The organism is Bifidobacterium sp. WK041_4_12, assembly GCF_041080795.1.
Classification (GTDB): Bacteria; Actinomycetota; Actinomycetes; order Actinomycetales; family Bifidobacteriaceae; genus Bombiscardovia; species Bombiscardovia aquikefiricola.
This window is the reverse complement of record NZ_CP129674.1, coordinates 2,142,498-2,162,507: the sequence shown is the minus strand read 5'-3', so window position 1 is coordinate 2,162,507 and position 20,010 is coordinate 2,142,498. Positions and strand designations below refer to the sequence as shown.

The 20,010-nt window shown below is 54.2% G+C and carries 17 protein-coding genes; 6 read left to right on the top strand and 11 right to left on the bottom strand.

The window, feature by feature from the left end; genetic code table 11:
- Nucleotides 1-101 precede the first annotated feature (101 nt).
- On the top strand, nt 102-1,568 hold the full coding sequence (gndA, locus tag QN215_RS09155) for an NADP-dependent phosphogluconate dehydrogenase (protein ID WP_369343997.1): 1,467 nt from the start codon (nt 102-104) through the stop codon (nt 1,566-1,568).
- Between the two features lie 294 nt (nt 1,569-1,862).
- On the opposite strand, the gene pgl is transcribed toward gndA, so the two are convergent.
- Genes pgl through zwf form a run of 3 tightly spaced genes read right to left on the bottom strand, consistent with a single transcriptional unit; the run spans nt 1,863 to nt 5,162 of the window.
- Entirely contained in the window at nt 1,863-2,669 is an 807-nt protein-coding gene (gene pgl, locus QN215_RS09150; RefSeq protein ID WP_369343996.1) for a 6-phosphogluconolactonase, read from the bottom strand.
- Nucleotides 2,662-3,594: a glucose-6-phosphate dehydrogenase assembly protein OpcA gene (locus QN215_RS09145; protein WP_369343995.1), complete on the bottom strand. Its 933-nt coding sequence runs from the start codon at nt 3,592-3,594 to the stop codon at nt 2,662-2,664. Before QN215_RS09145 ends, pgl begins: the two co-directional genes overlap by 8 nt.
- A complete protein-coding gene (gene zwf / locus QN215_RS09140; protein ID WP_369345130.1) occupies nt 3,591-5,162 on the bottom strand; it encodes a glucose-6-phosphate dehydrogenase in 1,572 nt (523 codons plus the stop codon). Before zwf ends, QN215_RS09145 begins: the two co-directional genes overlap by 4 nt.
- 303 nt (nt 5,163-5,465) lie before the next feature.
- On the opposite strand from zwf, the gene QN215_RS09135 reads away from it, so the two are divergent.
- Nucleotides 5,466-6,104, top strand: coding sequence for an HD domain-containing protein (locus QN215_RS09135; protein WP_369343994.1), 639 nt, complete (start codon nt 5,466-5,468; stop codon nt 6,102-6,104).
- A 213-nt stretch (nt 6,105-6,317) separates the two neighbouring features.
- Here the strand turns inward: QN215_RS09135 and QN215_RS09130 are convergent, their stop codons facing one another.
- Both QN215_RS09130 and QN215_RS09125 read right to left on the bottom strand, forming a co-directional pair.
- Nucleotides 6,318-6,950, bottom strand: coding sequence for a TetR/AcrR family transcriptional regulator (locus QN215_RS09130; RefSeq protein WP_369343993.1), 633 nt, complete (start codon nt 6,948-6,950; stop codon nt 6,318-6,320).
- 200 nt (nt 6,951-7,150) lie between these two features.
- Nucleotides 7,151-8,362: a hypothetical protein gene (locus tag QN215_RS09125; RefSeq protein WP_369343992.1), complete on the bottom strand. Its 1,212-nt coding sequence runs from the start codon at nt 8,360-8,362 to the stop codon at nt 7,151-7,153.
- A 103-nt stretch (nt 8,363-8,465) separates the two neighbouring features.
- On the opposite strand from QN215_RS09125, the gene QN215_RS09120 reads away from it, so the two are divergent.
- The 3 genes from QN215_RS09120 to QN215_RS09110 all read left to right on the top strand — a co-directional run bounded on the left by QN215_RS09120 (nt 8,466) and on the right by QN215_RS09110 (nt 11,134).
- Complete coding sequence (locus QN215_RS09120; RefSeq protein WP_369343991.1) at nt 8,466-9,005, top strand: NADPH-dependent FMN reductase; 540 nt, start codon at nt 8,466-8,468, stop codon at nt 9,003-9,005.
- A gap of 70 nt (nt 9,006-9,075) precedes the next feature.
- Nucleotides 9,076-10,335: a CE1758 family FMN-dependent luciferase-like monooxygenase gene (locus QN215_RS09115; RefSeq protein ID WP_369343990.1), complete on the top strand. Its 1,260-nt coding sequence runs from the start codon at nt 9,076-9,078 to the stop codon at nt 10,333-10,335.
- 31 nt (nt 10,336-10,366) lie between these two features.
- Nucleotides 10,367-11,134, top strand: coding sequence for a CE1759 family FMN reductase (locus tag QN215_RS09110; protein WP_369343989.1), 768 nt, complete (start codon nt 10,367-10,369; stop codon nt 11,132-11,134).
- 187 nt (nt 11,135-11,321) lie between these two features.
- Here QN215_RS09110 and QN215_RS09105 read toward each other — a convergent pair whose 3' ends face one another.
- Nucleotides 11,322-12,746: an Nramp family divalent metal transporter gene (locus QN215_RS09105; protein WP_369343988.1), complete on the bottom strand. Its 1,425-nt coding sequence runs from the start codon at nt 12,744-12,746 to the stop codon at nt 11,322-11,324.
- Nucleotides 12,747-13,067: 321 nt separating this feature from the next.
- Here QN215_RS09105 and QN215_RS09100 point away from each other — a divergent pair, with 321 nt between their 5' ends.
- On the top strand, nt 13,068-13,766 hold the full coding sequence (locus tag QN215_RS09100; RefSeq protein ID WP_369343987.1) for a metal-dependent transcriptional regulator: 699 nt from the start codon (nt 13,068-13,070) through the stop codon (nt 13,764-13,766).
- A 23-nt stretch (nt 13,767-13,789) separates the two neighbouring features.
- Here QN215_RS09100 and QN215_RS09095 read toward each other — a convergent pair whose 3' ends face one another.
- The 5 genes from QN215_RS09095 to QN215_RS09075 form a co-directional block, all read right to left on the bottom strand.
- Nucleotides 13,790-14,683: a putative RNA methyltransferase gene (locus QN215_RS09095; protein WP_369343986.1), complete on the bottom strand. Its 894-nt coding sequence runs from the start codon at nt 14,681-14,683 to the stop codon at nt 13,790-13,792.
- Between the two features lie 276 nt (nt 14,684-14,959).
- Nucleotides 14,960-16,198, bottom strand: a complete 1,239-nt coding sequence (locus QN215_RS09090; protein ID WP_369343985.1) for an ATP-binding cassette domain-containing protein — start codon at nt 16,196-16,198, stop codon at nt 14,960-14,962.
- Nucleotides 16,195-17,673: an ABC transporter permease gene (locus QN215_RS09085; protein ID WP_369343984.1), complete on the bottom strand. Its 1,479-nt coding sequence runs from the start codon at nt 17,671-17,673 to the stop codon at nt 16,195-16,197. The genes QN215_RS09090 and QN215_RS09085 overlap by 4 nt, the downstream gene beginning before the upstream one ends.
- Nucleotides 17,674-17,891: 218 nt before the next feature.
- A complete protein-coding gene (locus QN215_RS09080) occupies nt 17,892-18,557 on the bottom strand; it encodes a DUF4232 domain-containing protein (protein WP_369343982.1) in 666 nt (221 codons plus the stop codon).
- A 73-nt stretch (nt 18,558-18,630) separates the two neighbouring features.
- Nucleotides 18,631-19,941: an MFS transporter gene (locus QN215_RS09075; protein WP_369343981.1), complete on the bottom strand. Its 1,311-nt coding sequence runs from the start codon at nt 19,939-19,941 to the stop codon at nt 18,631-18,633.
- Nucleotides 19,942-20,010: the final 69 nt, after the last annotated feature.

Sequence of the window (20,010 nt, the reverse complement as noted above, 5' to 3'; positions counted from 1 at the left end):
CAAGGGAAAGCCTTGTCGAACGCTTGGTGATTCGGTAGATTGCAGCGGTGGCTTCAGATGGTGTCATGCTGCTTGGCCTGCCGACACAGAAAGGGGATGCGATGACAGAGGAACAGGCAAATATCGGCGTTGTTGGGCTCGCTGCTATGGGGGCAAGCCTTGCGAGGAATCTTGCGCACCACGGCAACACCGTTGCAGTCTTCAACCGCCACTATTCACGTACGGAAACTCTGATGAACGAGCACGGTTCCGAAGGCAAGTTCATTCCTTCCAAAACCGTTGAGGAATTCGTTCAATCACTGGCAAAGCCCCGCACGGCAATCATCATGGTCCAGGCCGGAGCCCCGACTGATGCCGTCATCAACGAGCTGGCCGACGTGATGGAGAAGGGCGACATCATCGTTGATGCTGGCAACGCCTACTTCAAGGACACAATTCGTCGTGAAAAGGAGATTCGCGCTCGAGGCTTGCACTTTGTGGGCTGTGGCGTGTCCGGCGGCGAAGAAGGTGCCTTGCTCGGACCTTCCATGATGCCCGGTGGAACCGATGAATCCTGGAAGACCCTTGGACCGATTCTCAAGTCAATCGCTGCCGTTGCCGAAGGTGAGCCATGCGTGACTCATATTGGCACTGATGGCGCTGGTCACTTCGTCAAGATGGTGCATAACGGCATTGAATACGCTGACATGCAGGTTATTGCCGAAAGCTACGATCTGATGCGCCGAGGCCTGGGAATGGCTCCGCAAGAGATTTCTGACGTGTTTGCTGAGTGGAATAAGGGCGACTTGAACTCCTATCTCATAGAAATCACATCTCAAGTCCTGAGCCATGTCGATGAAAAGACCGGCAAGCCATTCATCGATATCGTCACCGATCAGGCCGGCATGAAAGGCACGGGCACCTGGACGGTACAGACGGCTCTCTCGCTTGCAACCCCAGTTACCGGCATCGGTGAGGCCGTATTCGCCCGTGGACTCTCTTCCGAGGCTGAGCTTCGCAAGGAGGCGCAGGAGAAGGTATTGCAAGGGCCTGATCCAACCGAGTCCCTTGCCAAGATCGCCAACGATGCAGATGCCAAAAAGGCCTTCATCGAGGATATTCGTCAGGCGCTGTACGCTTCGAAGATCGTGGCCTATGCACAGGGCTTTACCGAGATCGAGGCAGGTGCCAAGGAATACGATTGGACGATTGATTTGGGCGCTGTCGCACGCATTTGGCGTGGCGGCTGCATCATCCGCGCCAAGTTCCTCAACCGCATTTCTGACGCGTATGGCAAGGGAGAAAGCTTCGGCTCTCTGCTCTTCGACTCATTCTTCAAGCAAGCTGTCGAGAATGCCCAGGACTCCTGGCGTCGCGTGGTCTCGGCTGCAGCGCAGGCAGGCGTTCCGGTGCCAGTGTTCTCCAGCTCCTTGGCCTATTATGACGGTCTGCGTTCGAAGAGACTTCCAGCAGCCTTGATTCAAGGTCAGCGCGATCTCTTTGGCGCTCACACCTATGGCCGCGTTGACGAGCCAGGCGCATTCCACACCCTCTGGGCAGGAACTCAGAAGGAAATCAAGCAGCCGTGAAGCTTCGGTCTTTCTGCGCGGGCTCAATAGTTCATAAGCTTGTGATTGAAAGTCTCTAGATTTACGCAATAAAGCCCTTATGCTGACCTCCTACCGGTGGAGAAGGTCAGCATAAGGGCTTTTTGTCTGAAAAATGAGGCATATGTTTCCCCGATTGCGAGTTTTGCGGCAATTTCAAAGTATCAAACCCCCAAAATGGTGAAATCCTGAGCACTTTTCAATGGTTTTTTGGGTTGATACATGGAAATTGCCGCAAAACTCGCAATGGCATCGCTGTGCACCTCGAAATTGGGGTCAGAGGAGCTTCGCGGAGGCTTTGGTGATGAGCCAGAGAGTCTCCTGCTCTCCTGCTGCGAAGGAACTGGGCACATGCGGATTGTTCACGCCCGAAAGTGCGCCTGCAACGGCTTCGGCCTTGCCCTCTGCGCCTGCAAGCATCCACACTCTGTCGCTTCTGCGAATGAATGGTGAGGTCAATGTCAGACGAAGTGGTGGCAGCTTGGGAGAGTGGCTGATGCCGACGACTCGCTTAAGCGGATCATCAATGCGGATCTCTGGGAAATCGGGAAACAGCGAAGCAAAATGACCATCTGGTCCGACACCGAACATAGCAATGTCTAGCTTCGGACGCGCGCCCAGCTCGTAGACCAGTTCCTTGTCATACTCAGCGGCAGCGCGGTTGAGCAGTGCGACATCTTCCTCGTCCGATGCAGCCGCGATTTCCTCTGCCGTACGTGTATCGGCAGGCATTTCATGCACATGAGAGGCTGACATCAGACCATCGTCAACGATCTTGCCAAACCAGGCCTGTCGAGCCTGCTGCGCATTGCGCTCTGATGAATCAGCGGCAACGAAGCGTTCGTCGCCCCACCACAGATGTACCCGTGACCAGTCCACAGCATCATGCAATGGGCTTTCCGCAATGGCTTTGAGCACGGCGGTCCCATCGGTGCCGCCAGTCAGCGCGACATCGACGCGTGGACCCTCGGCCAGCCGGTCGCTCACTTCCAGCAGGAAGCGAGCAGCGGTGGCTCTATGCATCAGCTCGGGAGTTGCATACTGAACGACCTTGCGCATGGAGACGCTTGCGTTGTCAGTCATGGTCAATCATGCTCCATCCACGGTTGATGACCTCGGCATAGACTTCGTCAGGATCGAGCCTGCGCAGCTCCTCGCTTAGACATTCCTCAAGCGTGCGCATAGGCATGGCGATGGCCTGAGCCTGTGCGCCAGCCTGGGTGATCATGGCCTGTTCCTCGTCGTTATGACGTTCGATGCTTACCACGCTTGAGTCTTCACGAGTGAGGTAGATGCCAGTGATGGCATGCTCGGTGGGTTTCTGATCGAGAGTAACCGGGACGTCGAGCCGGACTGCGAGCCATGCCGCAAGCAGATCAACCGGGAGATAGTGTGACTGGCCAGTTACGCGAGCGGAAACAACCTTGAGGTGTGGCGGCTCGTCAAGCAATGCGGCGGCCAAAGCCCTCCATCGGGTCAGACGTGTCCACGACATGTCCACATCCTGAGACGACCAGTGTGCGCGAAGTGCGGTGAATGCAGCCTCTGGATTCGGGGCGCGCAGCGCATCGGTGATGCGGTTGCGGGCCATCGCTCCAAGAGAGTCCTTCGACGGATCTTCTGGAACGCGAGTTGGCCACCATGCGACGATTGGCGCATCGGGCACAAGCAACGGAATCACGAGCGTATCCAGATGACGGGTGAGATTTCCAAAGGGCTTGAGCACGATGATTTCACCGGAGCCGGCATCCGATCCGAAGCGAACCTGCGCATCGAGGCGTGGATCCTCATGCTTGTTGTGCTCTGCGTCGACAATCGCGATCACGCGGCAAGGGTGCTCTCGGCTCGCAGCGTTCGCTGTTTCGAGCGTTGATTCCAGGTTGTCTGACGTGGTGTAGATAAGCATGGTGAGCACGCGCCCAAGCGCTACCTCGCCACGTTCCTTGTGCAGATTCTCGATCTTTGACGAGATTGCAGACGTTGTGGTCTGTGACAGTGTGACAATCATGGCAACCTCCAGTGGTTTCCGTCTCGTTCGAGCATCTCATCAGACTGGGCAGGTCCCCAGGTTCCTGACGCATATGGCTGAGGCTGGCCGAGCGTGCTCCAATATTCTTCGATCGGATCGAGAATGTTCCAGGAAAGATTGACTTCCTCGGTGGTCGGGAAGAGTGGCGGATCGCCAAGCAGCACGTCAAGAATCAGACGTTCGTACGCCTCGGGAGACGCTTCCGTGAATGAACGGCCATAGCTGAAGTCCATGCTTACGTCACGCACTTCCATTGCCGTGCCAGGAACCTTCGCGCCGAAACGCAGCGTCACCCCTTCATCGGGCTGGATGCGGATGACGACGGCATTTGCGCCCAGTTCGCGCGTTGCCGTCGTTTCGAAAGGAAGATGCGGAGCGCGCTTGAATTCGAGCGCAATCTCGGTGACTCGCTTACCCAGACGCTTGCCGGTCCGTAGATAGAATGGCACTCCTGCCCAGCGGCGAGTGTCAACATCGAGACGAAGAGCGGCATAGGTTTCCGTATTGGAAGCCTTATCGATGCCCTTCTCGTTGAGATATCCGACGACCTTCTCCGAGCCTTGCCAACCATCGGCATACTGCCCGCGAGCGGTGTACTTTGCAAGATCCTTGGGAACTCGCACTGCGGAGAGAACCTTGGTCTTCTCAGCAGTCAAATCCGCTGCCGAGAACGACACCGGCTCTTCCATTGCCGTGAGGGCCATAAGCTGCAGCAGATGGTTCTGGATCACGTCTCGTGCAGCGCCAATGCCGTCGTAGTATCCTGCTCTGCCGCCGATACCGATATCTTCAGCCATGGTGATCTGAACGTGATCCACATAATTCGCATTCCAGACCGGTTCGAACATCATGTTGGCAAAGCGCAGTGCCAGAATGTTCTGCACGGTTTCCTTGCCGAGGTAATGATCGATGCGGAACACGGATTCCGGGTCGAAGACGCTCGAGATGACGCGGTCGAGTTCCTTGGCACTCTTGGCATCGTGACCGAAGGGCTTTTCAATGATGACCCTTCGCCAGGCACCCTTGGTGGAATGTGAAAGCCCTGACTTTGCGAGCTGACGGGAAACCTCGGGGAAGGCTTTCGGCGGAACCGACATATAGAATGCATGGTTGCCCATCGTGCCTCGGCCACGGTCAAGTTCGGACACGGTCTTGGAGAGGTTGGTGAACGCCTGCTCGTCGTCGAAGTTGCCCTGAACGAATCTAAGTCCCTTGACGAGATGACTCCATGTCGTTTCCTTGAATGGAGTGCGGCAATGGGCCTGCATGTTTTCCTTGACGAAGTTGCCAAACTGCTCATCCGACCAGTCGCGACGGCCAAAGCCGATGAGGCCGAACCCTGCAGGCAATAACCCTCGATTCGCGAGGTCGTAGATTGCCGGCAGCAGCTTCTTCTTGGAGAGATCGCCGGTTACGCCGAAGATAACCAGAGAACATGGCCCTGCAATCCTGGGAAGTCTGAGGTCGCTTGGATCTCTCAGGGGATTGCTCCACTGTTCGGTCGATGCTGTGGCCGACTGTGCTGCTGGCTGTGCTTCGGACTGCATGTCTTCCTCTGCATGTGCATCGGTGTCTGCAACTGACGATTCAGCTGCCTTGCCGACTGGTGCCTCATGTGCCGTCGCAACAGGCTTCTTGGTCTCACTCTCGGGTGTGGAAGCTTGGCCACTACTCGAATTCCCCATATTGCCCCCTCAATCACTATTCGTACGAGACGATTCTACGTTCAGAACTCGAAGACATGCTTGGAAGTTCACGAATGACGTATAGGCCATTCAAAGCGAGTGCTCTCAATGACCTTCGTGATGACCTCGTGGAGCGTGTGTCAGGGGGCTTTGTACGATTCAGGTATGACCCGAGAATTACCCAATCAGCAAGCAATCGATGAACTGCATCATCGCTATGCGCCATCACAGGCGGCGTATCAGGTAGTGCACACCCACTGTCACATTGTGTCGGATATCACATTTGAATTGGCCAGAAAATCGCCGTCACTCTGGAAAAATGACGACTTCGATCTGGATCTGGCGCTCGTGGGAGCATGGCTGCATGATATTGGCACCTATCAGGTGTTCATGCATGACGGCAGCGATGGACAGCCACTCGCATTCGACCGTGATCGATACATTCTGCACGGGATTCTTGGGTATCGACTGCTACTGCAGGAGGGGTGGGGAGAGGAAATCGCTCAGTTTGCTCGCAACCACACCGGCGTTGGCCTATACAGGCAGGATGTGATTGATGAAGGGCTGCCTCTGCTGCCTGCTGACTATGTGCCGCGCACCGACGAACAGGAATTAGTCATGTATGCCGACAAGTTCAATAGCAAGTCCGTGCCTCCATCATTCATCGCTGAAAGCAAGCAGAACAAGAGAGCTGCCAAGTTTGGCGATGCCAATTACGAACGTTGGCGAAAACTCGTTGCAAAATATGGGCTTCCTGACATCTCTCAGCTTGCAGAGCGCTATCGTCAGCCCATCCGATATTAGGAACCTGCGTCCAGACCGTCGCCTGTTCGCAAGCACTTTTTGGTGTGGTATCGAGTTTTGTTGCCTTTTCCCAGTATCAGGTGCTTAATTCGGTGCAATTCCGGTTGGTGGCATGGGCTTTTTACCGGTTTATACTCAGAAAAGGCAACAAAACTCGACATTCACCCCGCTTACAGCTTTGATAGCCACGAAATTTGCGACCGCAAGTGTGTTTTAGCCCTGGATTCCCGAAAGAATCCAGCCGACTTGCATTTGCAGGATCTTTCTCAAGTCGAGCTTGTAGATTTTCTCGAGATCCTTACGATTCTTGAAATCGAAGCTTATCGTGCCAAGGAATGCATAATAGAAGGCAGGAACCGTGGTCTTGGCATCGAGACCCTTGCAGATGCTGCCGTCATCGAAGTTTTCATTGAACGCGGCGACCGTCTTGCCTGGCTGCCAGTGGGAAACGTTATAGGGATTGTCCCAGAAACTCTTTGGCTTTTCGCTTGCCGTCGAGAAAATGGTGAGGAACAGGTCAAAGAAGATAGCGAAGGTCTTGTCTTCCAGATAGAACTCGTAATTTGCCTCTGCATATGCGCGAAAACGTTCCAGTGTGGTTGTTGCCGTCTTGAACTTCTCGTCGACGCGTGGAATGAGTTCAGCCATCTTTCCGAAGAAGATCGCCCAAAGAATGTCCTCCTTGCAGGTGAAGTAGTTATAGACGGTAGCTCTCGTGATGCCTGCGGTATCTGCAATGTCGCCCATCGTGAAGCTATCGATACCCCCCTCGAGGTACAGATCCTCGGTTGCCTGAATGATTTTCTCGGCCTGTTTCTTTTGATGTTGGATATAACCTTCGGTCATGAATGCCGCCTCGTATTGTTGTTGATTAATTCCCCTAGCCCACCATTCTAATGAGAATAGCCATTTTGGCCGAGTTTGTACGACGAGTACAAATGTTGAATCCTTTGACAAAATCCTTACAAAGCGACAAGAGGACTTCACAATCCTTGGAAAAGAAGGGTTTGCGTTTTCGCAAATTCCAAGGGAGTGACGCTGAGCGATTATCGAATATAGCGTTGAGCGTAATGCTGAACCATCCACGGACCCGCTGTGAAGACAGTCATATCGTTCAGCGCTGGAGTTTGTTGTTGGCCCTGCTGTTGGTCTTGTGAACCGGGAACAAGGGGTCGCAGGTTCAACCCAGAAATCGCACGCGGACTCGTTCTGCTGGATGCCACAGCCCTGAGCATAGTGGCGAGCTCTCCGGGAGAGAATCCATACGGTCCTGAACACCATAGTGGCGTCAATTCGAGAATTGCCGGTGACGATGCTTCCCGGAAGGCGATATTGAGCATGCCTGCGAAATTTGTAGAAGCATGGGTTTCTTGAAGCGCTCGGGTTGCCATGTCCAACGCGGCTTCTCGATGTCGCTTATCGAAGCGAATGGCTGGAGGAACCAAGCCTGTTGCCATGTCAGCAATGGTCACGATCGATTCTGGCTTGCTGGCGGCTGCGCTTTTGTTTCCAAACCCCGAGTCTTTGTTTCCAAACCCCGTGTCGCTGCCCTCAACCCTTGTGCCACTGCTTTCAGAGTGAATGCAATACGGGCTGGCGGCGAAAGCCTTGCCTCCTGCTATGGCAACCATCCATTCCTCCGTGATGCTGGGCAGATGCGATTGAACCATCAGCATCGCATCCGGTGGAGCTGGTGAGGTCGCACGTTGAGAGACCATGCTTTGGGAGCTCATGCCTTTGGAACCCATGTGAGCTTCTGCGAACGAAGTCCGATCCGATGACTCGCCGCGAAGGTCATGCTTCAGCTGCGCCAGAGTCCGGCGCGCTGCCCTGAAACCGGAAATGCGCCCTTCGACCGGCTGCGACCACGGCCTTTCGCCAAGCCGCTCATCGAAGTCATCCATTGCGAGTATTTCCGCAACGCTGAGATATCGAACCGATCTGCCCAGAAGATCTGGACTCAAGCCGCCAAGCCATTGATCTGGGGGAGTAAGCATTGCGATGGGATCGAGCCCACGTTGCTGCCGCCAAGCATTGTTGGCCACCAGTGCGGCGGGATCGATCCAGAGCGGCTCATCGATGCCTAGATGTGGTATTGGCCACAATCCGAGGTCATGCCTGAAATCCCATTGGCCGGAAAGCAGCCTTGCTCCGCTCTGAAAAGAGTCCCATAACCATTGCAAATCCGCCACTATATGGAATGTGCGAAGAGGTGAGGCCACATCCACGCCCTGCGTATTCCCAGCAATGCCCTCCATAATCTATAAGCATAAAGCAGGAATTATTTTCCTGATTTAATTTTTACTCACAGTGACGGCAACAAAGCCGTTTCCATCTTGACACACCCATAAGGGGAGAAACATGACACGCATCGCAGTTCTAGTGGGATCACTTCGCGAGGATTCCTTCAACAAACAACTAGCCAAAGCCATTGAAACACTCGCTCCGGGAGACGCTACGTTCGAGACCGCCGATCTGAATCTTCCACTGTTCAGCCAGGATCTGGAAGCAGACTTCCCGGCAAAGGCAAAGGAACTCAAGGATCTGATTGAACGCTCCGATGGTGTCCTCTTCGTGACACCTGAATATAACCGCAGCTTCTCCGGCGTGTTGAAGAACGGCATCGATTGGGCTTCTCGCCCGTGGGGACAGAACTCATTCAACGGCAAGCCGGTAGCCATTGTCGGCGCATCCCTCGGCGCCTTGGGCACGACGCAAGCTCAGGCCGCTCTGCGCAACGTTCTTGTCTATCTCAATACCGAAATCATGGGTCAGCCGGAGGTGTATTTCAACGCAACGACGGGTCTGAACCAGGATGGTTCGGTCGCAGACGATGCCAAGGGATTCCTCACTGACTTCGCGAACGCTTTCGTGGCGTTTGTCGAAAAACATAAGAACTAGAGCACGAGAACTAAGAAGAACTCAAGCAAGAGCTCAAGCACATCCTGCTATTTCTAGACAAGGAAACGACATGGCACAGGACGCTCAAGAAATTATCGAGGCTAACAGGCTCAAGGTTTCGCAGGCTCGGCCAGGGCCAATCCAGTTCGGTGTCATGTCGGTATCCGATGTGACGCGCGATCCAGTTCGCGATTCAGTCCCTTCGGAGGCCGAGCGGATTCAAGCTTCGCTGAACGAGGCATTGAAGGTCGAAGAAGCTGGATTCGACGTGTTTGCAATCGGAGAACATCACAATCCGCCATTCTGGTCATCGTCGCCAACCACTTTTCTCGCAGCGGTGGCGGCAAAGACCAAGCGCATCACATTATCCACTTCCACCACGCTTATCACGACGAACGACCCGGTTCGTCTGGCTGAAGAATATTCGCTGCTCCAGCATCTTGCAGACGGACGGATCGATCTGATGCTGGGACGCGGCAATACCGCTCCCGTCTATCCCTGGTTCGGGCAGGACATACGTCAAGGTTTGCCGCTCGCACTTGAAAACTACAATCTGCTTCACAAGCTCTGGCATAACGATGTGGTCGACTGGTCAGGACAGTTCAGAATGCCGTTGCAAGGCTTTACGTCGATTCCACGGCCTCTTGACGACGTTCCTCCCTTTGTCTGGCATGGGTCGATTCGCACGCCGGAAATCGCCGAGCAAGCCGCATTCTATGGCAATGGCTTCTTCGCCAACGGCATTTTCTGGCCGGTGGATCACTTCCGCAGACTGGTGAGCCTCTATCGTCAACGATTCGAGCATTGGGGTCATGGCACGGCGGAACAGGCCATCGTGGGCGTTGCGGCCCAGACCTACGTAGCCCGCAACTCGCAGGATGCGATCCGCGAATATCGCCCGTATTTCAACAATTCACCGGTGTACAAAGGTGGCCCGCCTCTCGAAACCATGATTGAAGAGACCCCGCTGCTGGTGGGTTCCCCGCAGCAGGTGATTGATCGAGTCCTTGAACAGCGTGAATACTATGGCGACTATGCCCGTCAGCTCTTCCTTGTCGATCATGGTGGTCTGCCGTCCGACACGGTTCTGCAACAGCTCGATATTCTGGGAGAGGAGGTTCTGCCCGTGCTGCGGAAGGAATTCGCCGCACAGCGTAGTCCTCAGGCTGTCGCAGTGCCTTCCCACGATGATATGGTTCATGCCACGTATGGGGACAAGCCTACTCGCCAGCCAAAACCACACGACAATCGTGGCGATAACGTGACTGGAACGAGTCCGTACCTTGATTCAGATCCGAATCAAAGGGTTCACATGCCGAACTTGTATTGATAGGTTTAAGGGGATCATTGGGGGTATATGCATGAGTGACAGTTCTACGGGAGCATCATTGGGTAGTTCCTCGCAATCGCAGAGAGATTCATCTGAAGTTGCAGGTGGCCGGCAGCTTCATCACATTGCCGTCGTGAGTGCCGGGGTGGGCGAACCTTCGACCACAACCGAACTGGCGCGAGGTATAGCTCTCAAGACTGGCGAACTGCTCAAGAAGAGTGGTGCGCGCAGTGACATCACCATGATTGAACTGAAAAATCTCTCAGATGATATAGCCGTGGCATCCGTCACGCTGCGGATATCACCTGCCCTGCAGGAAGCCCTGAATACGGTGCAGAGCAGCGATGCGGTTATCGTTGCCAGCCCGGTATACAAGGCCACATATTCTGGCCTGTTCAAATCGTTCTGGGATGTTGCAGACTCTGACATCGTGCTTGGACTGCCGTTGGCAGCCGTTGCCACAGGAGGCAGCGAACGTCATGCACTGGTTCCAGATACCTCGATGCGCTCGCTCTTCGCATTCATGCGTGCGCTCATCGTTCCTACTGGTGTGATGGCCGCCACCGGGGACTGGGGGTCTGCCGATCTTGCAGCGCATCAGGATAGAGTCGCTGCCGAATTGTCGGCGCTCGTTATGGCTCATGTGCATCAGACTCTTCTCGACTCGGTCGGTGAAAAATACACGCGCACCTTCAAAGCGAAGATTGATGAGGATGCTGATTCGACGCAGTCCGAAGCTGCTGCAGGTCTTGATTTCGGCAGTTCGCTGATGCATCTTGCCGCAGGCGGCAGCTTGTAGATTGACTGTAGATTGACGATCTGATGCTGATAATAATCTAATCTACGATGATTGAATCTAATCTACGATGACTGGTTGCCGGTACTGATTGTTTGGTGATAAGTCGCACATATGAAAAAAGCGCAGAACAGCTTCGGGAGAAGTTTACACTGTTCTGCGCTTTTTCGATGTGGTCAGCAATGACTGATCACAGGAATGCGATCAGTTGCGTAACATCTTGAACGACCAACCAAACGTTGAGGCCAGAGAGAACGGCAACAACAATCCAAGCCAAAGTCGACATCCATATTGGGTTGGCGTATTTCTCGCCCATGATCTTCTTCGATGATGTGAACCAGACCAGGGGCACCATCGATATAGGCAAGGCGATGCACAGGAAGACCTGTGAATAAATCAGCAGGTTATCGAGAGAGGATTCGGTGCCGCCGAATGCAAAGGTGCAGACAAGCACAGGGATGATGGAGATGACTCGGGTTACCACGCGGCGAAGCCACATGGGGATGCGCATGCGAATGAAGCCTTCCATCACGATCTGGCCGGTGAGCGTGCCGGTGATCGTCGAATTCTGGCCGGAAGCAAGCAGCGCGACGGCGAACAGGGTGCTCAGCGCGCCGCTGGCAACCGGGCCTGCAAGCTTGTTGTCACCGAGTGCGTTGTACAGCGAGGTGAAGGTGTCGAGCCCGTTGCCGTGACCGAAGAACATTGCTGCGCCAAGTACGAGCAGCAGGCAGTTCACGATGAAGGCTGCTGAGAGTTGGATGTTCGAATCCCAAGTGGCGAAACGTAGTGCGTTGCTGACATCCTTGTCGTCCTTGCGATCGTAGTTGCGCGTCTGAACGATGGATGAATGCAGATAGAGGTTGTGAGGCATCACGGTTGCGCCAACGATGCCGAGGGCCATCGTGAGCTGACCATTGCCAAGGATCTGCGCGTTCGGGATGAATCCGACGAACATGTCGCCGACGTTTGGTTGAGCGAGCCAGACTTCATAGACGAATACGGCCATGATGACCAGAATCAGCGTGACGACGATTGCCTCAATGCGGCGGAATCCGACCTGCATGAGCAGCAGCAGAAGCAGCACATCGAAGACTGTGAGGACGACGCCAACGGCCAGTGGGATGCCGAAGAGGAGATTCAGTGCAATCGAGCCTCCTATGACCTCGGCGATATCGGTTGCCATGACTGCCAGCTCAGTGCTGATCCAGAGTGCGATACCGGTTTTCTTTCCGGTGTGGAGGCGTGTAGCCTGAGCAAGATCCAAGCCGGTGACGATGCCGAGCTTGGCGCACATGTATTGCAGCAGCATCGCGATAAGGCTGGAAAGCAGAATCACAGACATCAGCAGGTAGCCGTATTGAGCACCGCCACCGATGGAAGTTATCCAGTTACCTGGATCCATGTAGCCTACTGCAACAAGTGCACCCGGACCTGAGAACGCAAGAAGGCTCTTCCAGAAGTTGCCTCTCGCCTTTGGAATGCTTACCGTCGCGTTGATTTCTTCAAGTGAAAGCCCGTTCGCAGTCTCGATCAGCTTGCCTCTGCTGAAAATCTTTGACTCGGAACCACCCAATGTGCCGTTTCGCCCCTTGGTGGTGCTTTCTGTTGTCATTGACGTATCGCTCATTATCCCCATCCCTGAACTTTAGACCTAAAACAAATTAGTTCTACCCCTCGAAGTATAGACGGATCTCATACGAAAGCGAGTGCTGTCACATACTGTTAACGTGGCTTTCAACTTGGCGTAACTCTCTTCGAAAGGCCGCTTGTTACAAGGGCTGAGCGAGGCTTCTTCGTTGCGAGTGTGCCTGCGGAATGGGCCAGTTCTTGGTATGGGGAGGCAATGCATGCACCGAAGCATCCGCGTGTCGGAGAAGGTGTGGAATATGAATCTTTTTCAGCCAAGACGGTGATGTTGGTTAGACTGTACAGCATGACTTTTCAAGAGCTATCTACGAACTCGCAGGATTATCTCAAGGTGCTATGGGATTTGCGTGAATGGTCTGACAAGGCTGTGCAGCCGACCGATCTTGCTCGAAAGACCGGAATGAAGCCATCTACGGTTTCCGGTGCCATGGCTCGTTTGACCACCCAGGGTCTGGTGACGCACGCTCCCTATGGCGATATCATCCTCACACCGTTGGGCGAGCAGTATGCTCTGAAGATGGTTCGCAGGCACAGGTTGCTTGAGACCTTTCTCGTAGAAAAGCTCGGCTATCGCTGGGATGAGGTGCATAAGGAAGCCGATCAGCTTGAACACGCGGCATCTGATCTGATGATTGAACGCATTGACGAAAGCTTGGGGCATCCGACCAAAGATCCGCATGGTGATGCGATTCCAGGACCGAACGGTGAGATGGATGAAGATAAGAGCATCCTGCTGACGGCAGCTCCCGAAGGTGCAACAATTCGAATCGAGCGCGTCAGCGATGAAGATTCAAAGCTGTTGCGGTTCCTTCAACAGCAAGGTCTTTCCATCGATGGCACTGCAACGATCGGCAAGTTCACGCCATATTCCGATATCGTCACCTTGGTATTGCCGTCAGGGGCGAACGTGGTTCTCGGCGCCTCGGCTGCCGAACGCATCCGAGTCACTCTGCTGGACGAGGAAAACAGCCCAGGGCAGTCGTAGAAGTCTGGAATGACTTGCGTGCGTTACTTCATGGTTGCTTGAACGATTTGCGCCTCTATGGTGAGATTTCGCAGCGAATCAAGATCGATGGAAGACTTGTCGACATGGAACATGAGTGGCGTCATGGCAAGGAACTGTCGCCATTGCGCGTTGTCGAGATGAAGCGTTGCGCTCGCGAGGGTGCTGTGCTGGATCGTGCAATGCTGTTCAATGCCTTGCATTACGTCATCATTGGAATAGTCTTTTGGCAAGGCAGCGTGAGAATCGGCTATTGCTCGCCGCAGCTCCATAAGATGATGTTTCCCAGGGACAACTTTGATGAGCTTGCCTTGTGGTCGAAGTACTCGTTTGAATTCTTCGTAGTTTGCAGGAGAGAAGATGTCGGTGACTATATCCATCGAACTGTCTGCAATGGGAAGCTTCGCCAGATCCGCTATGAACCAGCGTATGGAGCTGTTGCCGCGTGCGGCGATTGAAATTGCAGGTTGAGAGATATCGCAGGCGAATACGGTCAATTCGTGGAGTGCCTGATCCTGCTGCTGGGGTGAATCCACTGGTGCAGATGCGATGAGATTCTGCAAGCGCTTCGTCAGGGTGCCGTCTCCGCATCCGACATCGAGGAGACTCGAAGCAGGGGAGTCGAGCAGAAGCGACACATCATGGGCGACTTCACGAACGATGTGGTCATAGAGCCCAGTGCTTAACAATGCACTGCGATTTTCAAAGAAGGGTTGGTTATACAGACCATCTTGGGTATGCCGAGAACGCAGCAATGCGACACTGCCTTTGGCGGCAATGTCAAAGGTGTGATTGCGCGGACATTGCAGGCTGCGTCCTGCGGGATGCAGCCCGCTGCCGCATATGGGGCAGCGGAATGTCTGCGCTGAGTCGAGAAATTTCTCTATCGAAGCCTTCATGATGCCCCATTCTCCCTCAAGCGGCAAACCTTCCATGCAGAGATCGAACCGAGCTACATTTTCACGCCGGCATTGCGAGTTTTGTTGCCTTTTTCAAGTATCAATGGCTGAAATCCTTGAAACGAGCATCGAATTGAGCCAAAATCACCGCTGATACTTGAAAAAGGCAACAAAACTCGCAACCAGAGGACGAATTGCCTGCTTGGAGGCAATAATAGCGCGGTTGTTGCAGCATCAATGCCGATTGTTGTTTCAAAACGCAAGGTCTATGAAGGCTCAGTCGTCGGTGGTGATGATCGAATCGGTCTGAGCTGCAAGATCCTCGTCGGCGGTCACGATGATCAGACACTTCGATTTCTTGTCGGCCAGATACCGCATGATTCCAAGTATGGTTTCCGTGTCGTCATCGTTCAGCCCTTGGGTGGGCTCGTCGGCAAGAATGATGCTGGCATCGCAGCTCAGGGCGCGTGCGAGCTGCGCCTTGCGCTGGTTTAGCTGCGATAGCTGCTCAACCGGAGTGTCGAACTGATCATCGGGGAAACGTACCTGATTGAGCAGTTCCGCAGCCAGAACCGGCATCGGCTTAAGAAAGTTTCTGCCTGAAACATCCATGGTGAGCACGATGTTCTCGCTGGCGGTCAGTTCGCTGCGTAGATTGAAATGCTCAAACAGCACGCCGATATTGTGACGACGGAACTCGTTCGGTTCCATTTCCTGAATGTCTTTACCATGAAAAGTGATCGTGCCGTGATTCGGCGTTCTCATGCCGGAGCCGAGAGCAATGACGGCTCGACGCTCATCATCAGAGCGAATCAGCACGCTCTGCACGCGAGAATTATAGAACGACCAATCCACCTTGTTCAACACGTTGTAACGCTCGTGCCTGAGCGTGTAGGTGACCTTGTTGAATGCAAGAATCGGGTACTGCTCGAATCGTGCCTTGCGAAGATGACGAATGCGCGTGTTGATTTTCTGCGAAACGACATGCAACGAGTCTTGAGAAAGATCGTCGGACTCTGCGCGTGCGAGCGATGCCTTGCCCTGTGCGGCATCTATAGGCTGTTTGGCCTGTGACGATGCTGACTCTTTCGGGGCGGCGGCATCGAGTGCTGCAGGAGCAGCGGGATCGTCCCGCTCATGATCCTGTTCACCGTCCTGTTCAGACGACGCGCTGTCGGAAGGGGCGCTGTCGGGTGACGCTGAATCGTTGGAAAGGCCAGAGCCGCCTCCCAGTGCGGTGTCCTCTTCCGTATCGTCATCTTCAAAGACGATGGAAAAGTTCACCTCCTCAGGGGCTTCTGTCGCGTCATCGGAATCTTCAGCAATGGCATCTGCCGATTCCGGTTCTTCAGCAATGGCATCTGCCGATTCCGGTTCTTCAGGATGCAGCCCTTCCGAGGCACTATCCTTCTCCTGTGCCGGGCTGCCTGTGTCTGTTGTGCCTGTGCTTGTCGCGCCTGTGTTGTCTGTCGTTTCTAATGAATCGTCGTTGCTATCATGTGTTTCTGGTTTCATGCGGACACCTCTTCCTTGTCAGTCTCCGTGCTTGATGCGGTATCGCCTTTGGTGGTTGTGGAATCTGCAGATGCCGATGCGTGCTCGTCCCCGATTGTGGCTTCGCTGCTTGAGCCAGTGCCGTCTGAGCCAGCGTTGTCTGAATCAGTGCTGCCTGAATCAGTGCCGTAGGTGACTGGATCAAGCAAGGTATTCATCCTGAACAATGCCACGCGAATGATTGCCGCAATCAGACAGATGACCCAGAATGCAGCGGCACCCAACGCCACACGCTCGATCAAAGCCAGGTCAGGTGTGGAGCGAACGACGTCAGAAGCTGGAAGCGTCCCTGCGATGGCAAAGCTCAGACCAGTCCCGATGGCGAAACCAATGAGAACCCCTGGAACCGTTATCATCAGCAGTTCAACGGTATAGCGCCAGGCAATCCTTGCGCGCCCAACCCCTATGCCTATGAGCATCCCGATATCCTCATTGCGACGCATCCAGGCAAGAACCAGACATGTCAACAGAATGATCACGCCCAGGGAGCAGACCACGATCAGGGCAATCTTCACGGCCTTGGCCAAGGTCGCCAGCGAAGAGGTCTTTGCCTCGTAAGCGGCCAGGGTGGGCGAGCTGATGATGTAGTTGCTGCTCAGGCCAGCGGCTCGTGCCTTCTTCACAAAGGTGTTGTAATCCTTCGGGTTTGAAAGCTCAAAGACAATGCGCAGGTCATGGCCAACGCTGCCGGGCTTCGTTGCGGAATAGAAGCCATTGCCCATGAAAGTGTACGAGCTGACGTACACAGCATTATTGGCATTCCTGGCATCGGAATATGTTGTGGAGACTCCCGAGCCGCCTGCGTGATTCTTGTATATGCCACTGACGGTCAGCTTGATGGTCTTCTTGGCATCGCTGGGATTGAGAATATTGAATGTGCTGCCGACCTTGTAGTCGTTGGCCTGTGCGAAAGCCTGTGAGATGACAGCCTTGTCACTCACCGCAGTCGCGGAATAATCGACTGTTTTTCCAGAGACCAGCGTGAAACCTGAATCGGGCAAGGATTGAGTGGCAGCTTTGGAGGACGTTCCGACGATGGATATCTCGCCACGAGCCTTGCTACCCGTCGAGTCGCTGCTGCCGGTCACGGCCTTCACGCCATCGGCAAGCTTGGCATCCGAAGTCTCGTAGTAGTACGCGTTGATGGTGACACCTGCGGCCTCGGCATAGGTGCTGTACTGTTCCCAACTGAGTTCATAGTTGCTCCAGTCAATGCTTGCTGTCTTGTTCTTCTTCTCTATCTTCGCCTTGTCGAGGCTGATGATCGCATTCACCCGTTGAGCGTCATAAGCCGTTGTCCGAGCTGTTGTGTCAGCCTGAACAATCGCTAATCCCATGAGCGTCGCCGCCGTCACGACAACGGTTGTCGTCACGGAAACGATGCTCAAGACTTTGTGGCGTGCAACTGAACCCCATGCCTCTTTGAGAATGAACATACCGTCTACTCCAATATCACGATGCCGAAAATTCCAACATACTCCTGTATACAACCATCATGCCCATGCTCGGGCACGAAACCCCACACCTCACAATGCCCGCATGGTGTGGGATTTCTCTGGTCTCTACCTACAATAATGCTGTCTGCATGCTGAATGAATCCTGAAAACGCAGTTTCGGCGTATGCGCGTCTGGTCGCGCAGGCGCTCGCTGACCTTTATTGGCCAGTTCCAAGCTGCAAGGGCTTGACATGGATAATTGGCGTGGCGCTGTTTGCGCAGCCGGTGTAATCATTCGTTGCAACCGTGATGGGATTCTTCTGATTGGGCGGATACACCACGACATGGTCGGCATGTGTCGGACTGCACGATGACGAGGAGAAATTGCCAGCTTGCGTGATTTGTAGCTGTGCATATGCCGATTGCCCTTGCTGCAAGGTAAGGAGCTTGGAAGTTCCCGATTCTCGTACGGCAGCCGCGCCGATCTGCTTCCCTGCTGCTGCAAAGGATATGCCCGGGTAACCGCCCATCTTGCATGTGCTGCCGGTGTTGGTCAGCACGATGGTTGGATACATGCTGCCCGCACCACCGCCACCGCCTTGCCCAATCTTGGCGGTTAACTGCGTTGTCGCACAGCTGCCTTGCGTTGTTGCAGCCGACGAGGAGCTTGATGAGTCGGAGCTGCTTGGTGAGCTCGTCGCAGATGACGACGATGTGTTGCTGCTTGACGGAGATGTTGATGTCGTGGAAGACTTCGTGTTACTGCTATTGGCGCTTGTGCTGGCTGAGCTACTTGATCCGCAGGCAGCCAGCCCCCAACTCATGGCTAACGCTGCCAAGGCTCCTGCCGCAAGCTTGACGAATCTGCCTGCCGCACTCTTCATTGTGTGCTGCTGTATATGCTGTATGTTCTGTATTGTCCCCATGCGTATAGTCTAGGAGTTTGTGGAGAGCTTTTCAGAGTTCTTTCGGGGTGAGTTCAGATGTGAGAGAAACCCCAGGAATTTCTCCACGGTCGATGCGATCTCGCAGACGCTTGTCATAGAGCCGTGCAGAGGGCACGGCAATGATGAAGAGTCCACAGAGCACAGCACCCAGTCCAGAGATTGCGAACACCCATTGGACCCCAATGGCATCACCCAATGGCCCTACGAAGAGTAAGCCTATGGGACCTGCAACGCCGGTGATGGAGAGACATACGCCAAAAATTCTTCCCAGTTCGCCAGCAGGATAAGACTGTTGAATCAGTGTCATCGAAAGAGTAGACGGGAAGGCCGTTGCCAGGCCTGCAATAAAGTTAAACCCAACGAAGAGAACGAATCCTGGCATGGAAACGGGAAGTATCGAACATGCCATGAAGGCAACGCCGAGCACAAGCTGCCCAGCGATGATGAGGGGGAGTCGGTTCTTCCACTTTCCAAAGATGCCGATGAGTGCTCCTCCTGCAAGCGAACCTGCGGACCACAGCACCTCAACGACACCTGCCTGGAAAACGGTTCCCTTGAAATATCCCAATGTCATGAGCGGATAGAGGCTTGCCGCGGGCATGAAGGTAAGCGTCGATATGGCAGCCATGGCGAGAATCGACCACATGCCTGGAGCAGTGCCGATACGCTTGAGTCCATATACCATATCTGCCCAGGGATGTGCCTTGCTCTCAGGTTCGACCGAATTTGAGACGATATGCACGAACATCAGAGAACCGAAGCTGAACATTGCGCCGAGCACATCCACGAGCAGCAGATAGTTGATGGGAACTGCCGCATAGAGCAAGGCACCGAGAGCTGGCGAAATGATCAGCGTTCCCGATTGGACCATGCCAAGCTGACCGTTCACTTTGGTTATCTCTTCAGGGGGCACCATGGTCGGCAGAATGGATTGCACGGTGGGCATCTGGAAGGCCTGGGCTATGGAGCGGATAAGCAATGATCCGAAAATCAGCCATAGTGGGAAGGTTTCGTTGATGGTTCCGACAATGCAGAGCATGATTGCGACCGCTGCAGCCACCATATCGGGAACGATCAGTAGCGCCTTCTTGTTCCAGCGGTCTACGAAGGTCCCGATGAACGGACTCACCAGAACCATAGGCAGCATGGCGAGGATGGTGGCGATGCTGAGAATCGTTGCCGAGCCAGACTTCTGTGTCAGATACCAGATGATCGCATATTGCACGATCATTGAGGTGATGCCAGTGATGAACTGGCTGAAGAGAAAGAGGTAACTGTTTTTACGCCAAATTCCACTGAAGTCTGTGGATGGTGAAGTCATGACCGGCCTTTGCTTGTTTCTTGTGCATGGTATGTGCTGTGTGGAAATGCAATGCATCGCATGATTGTG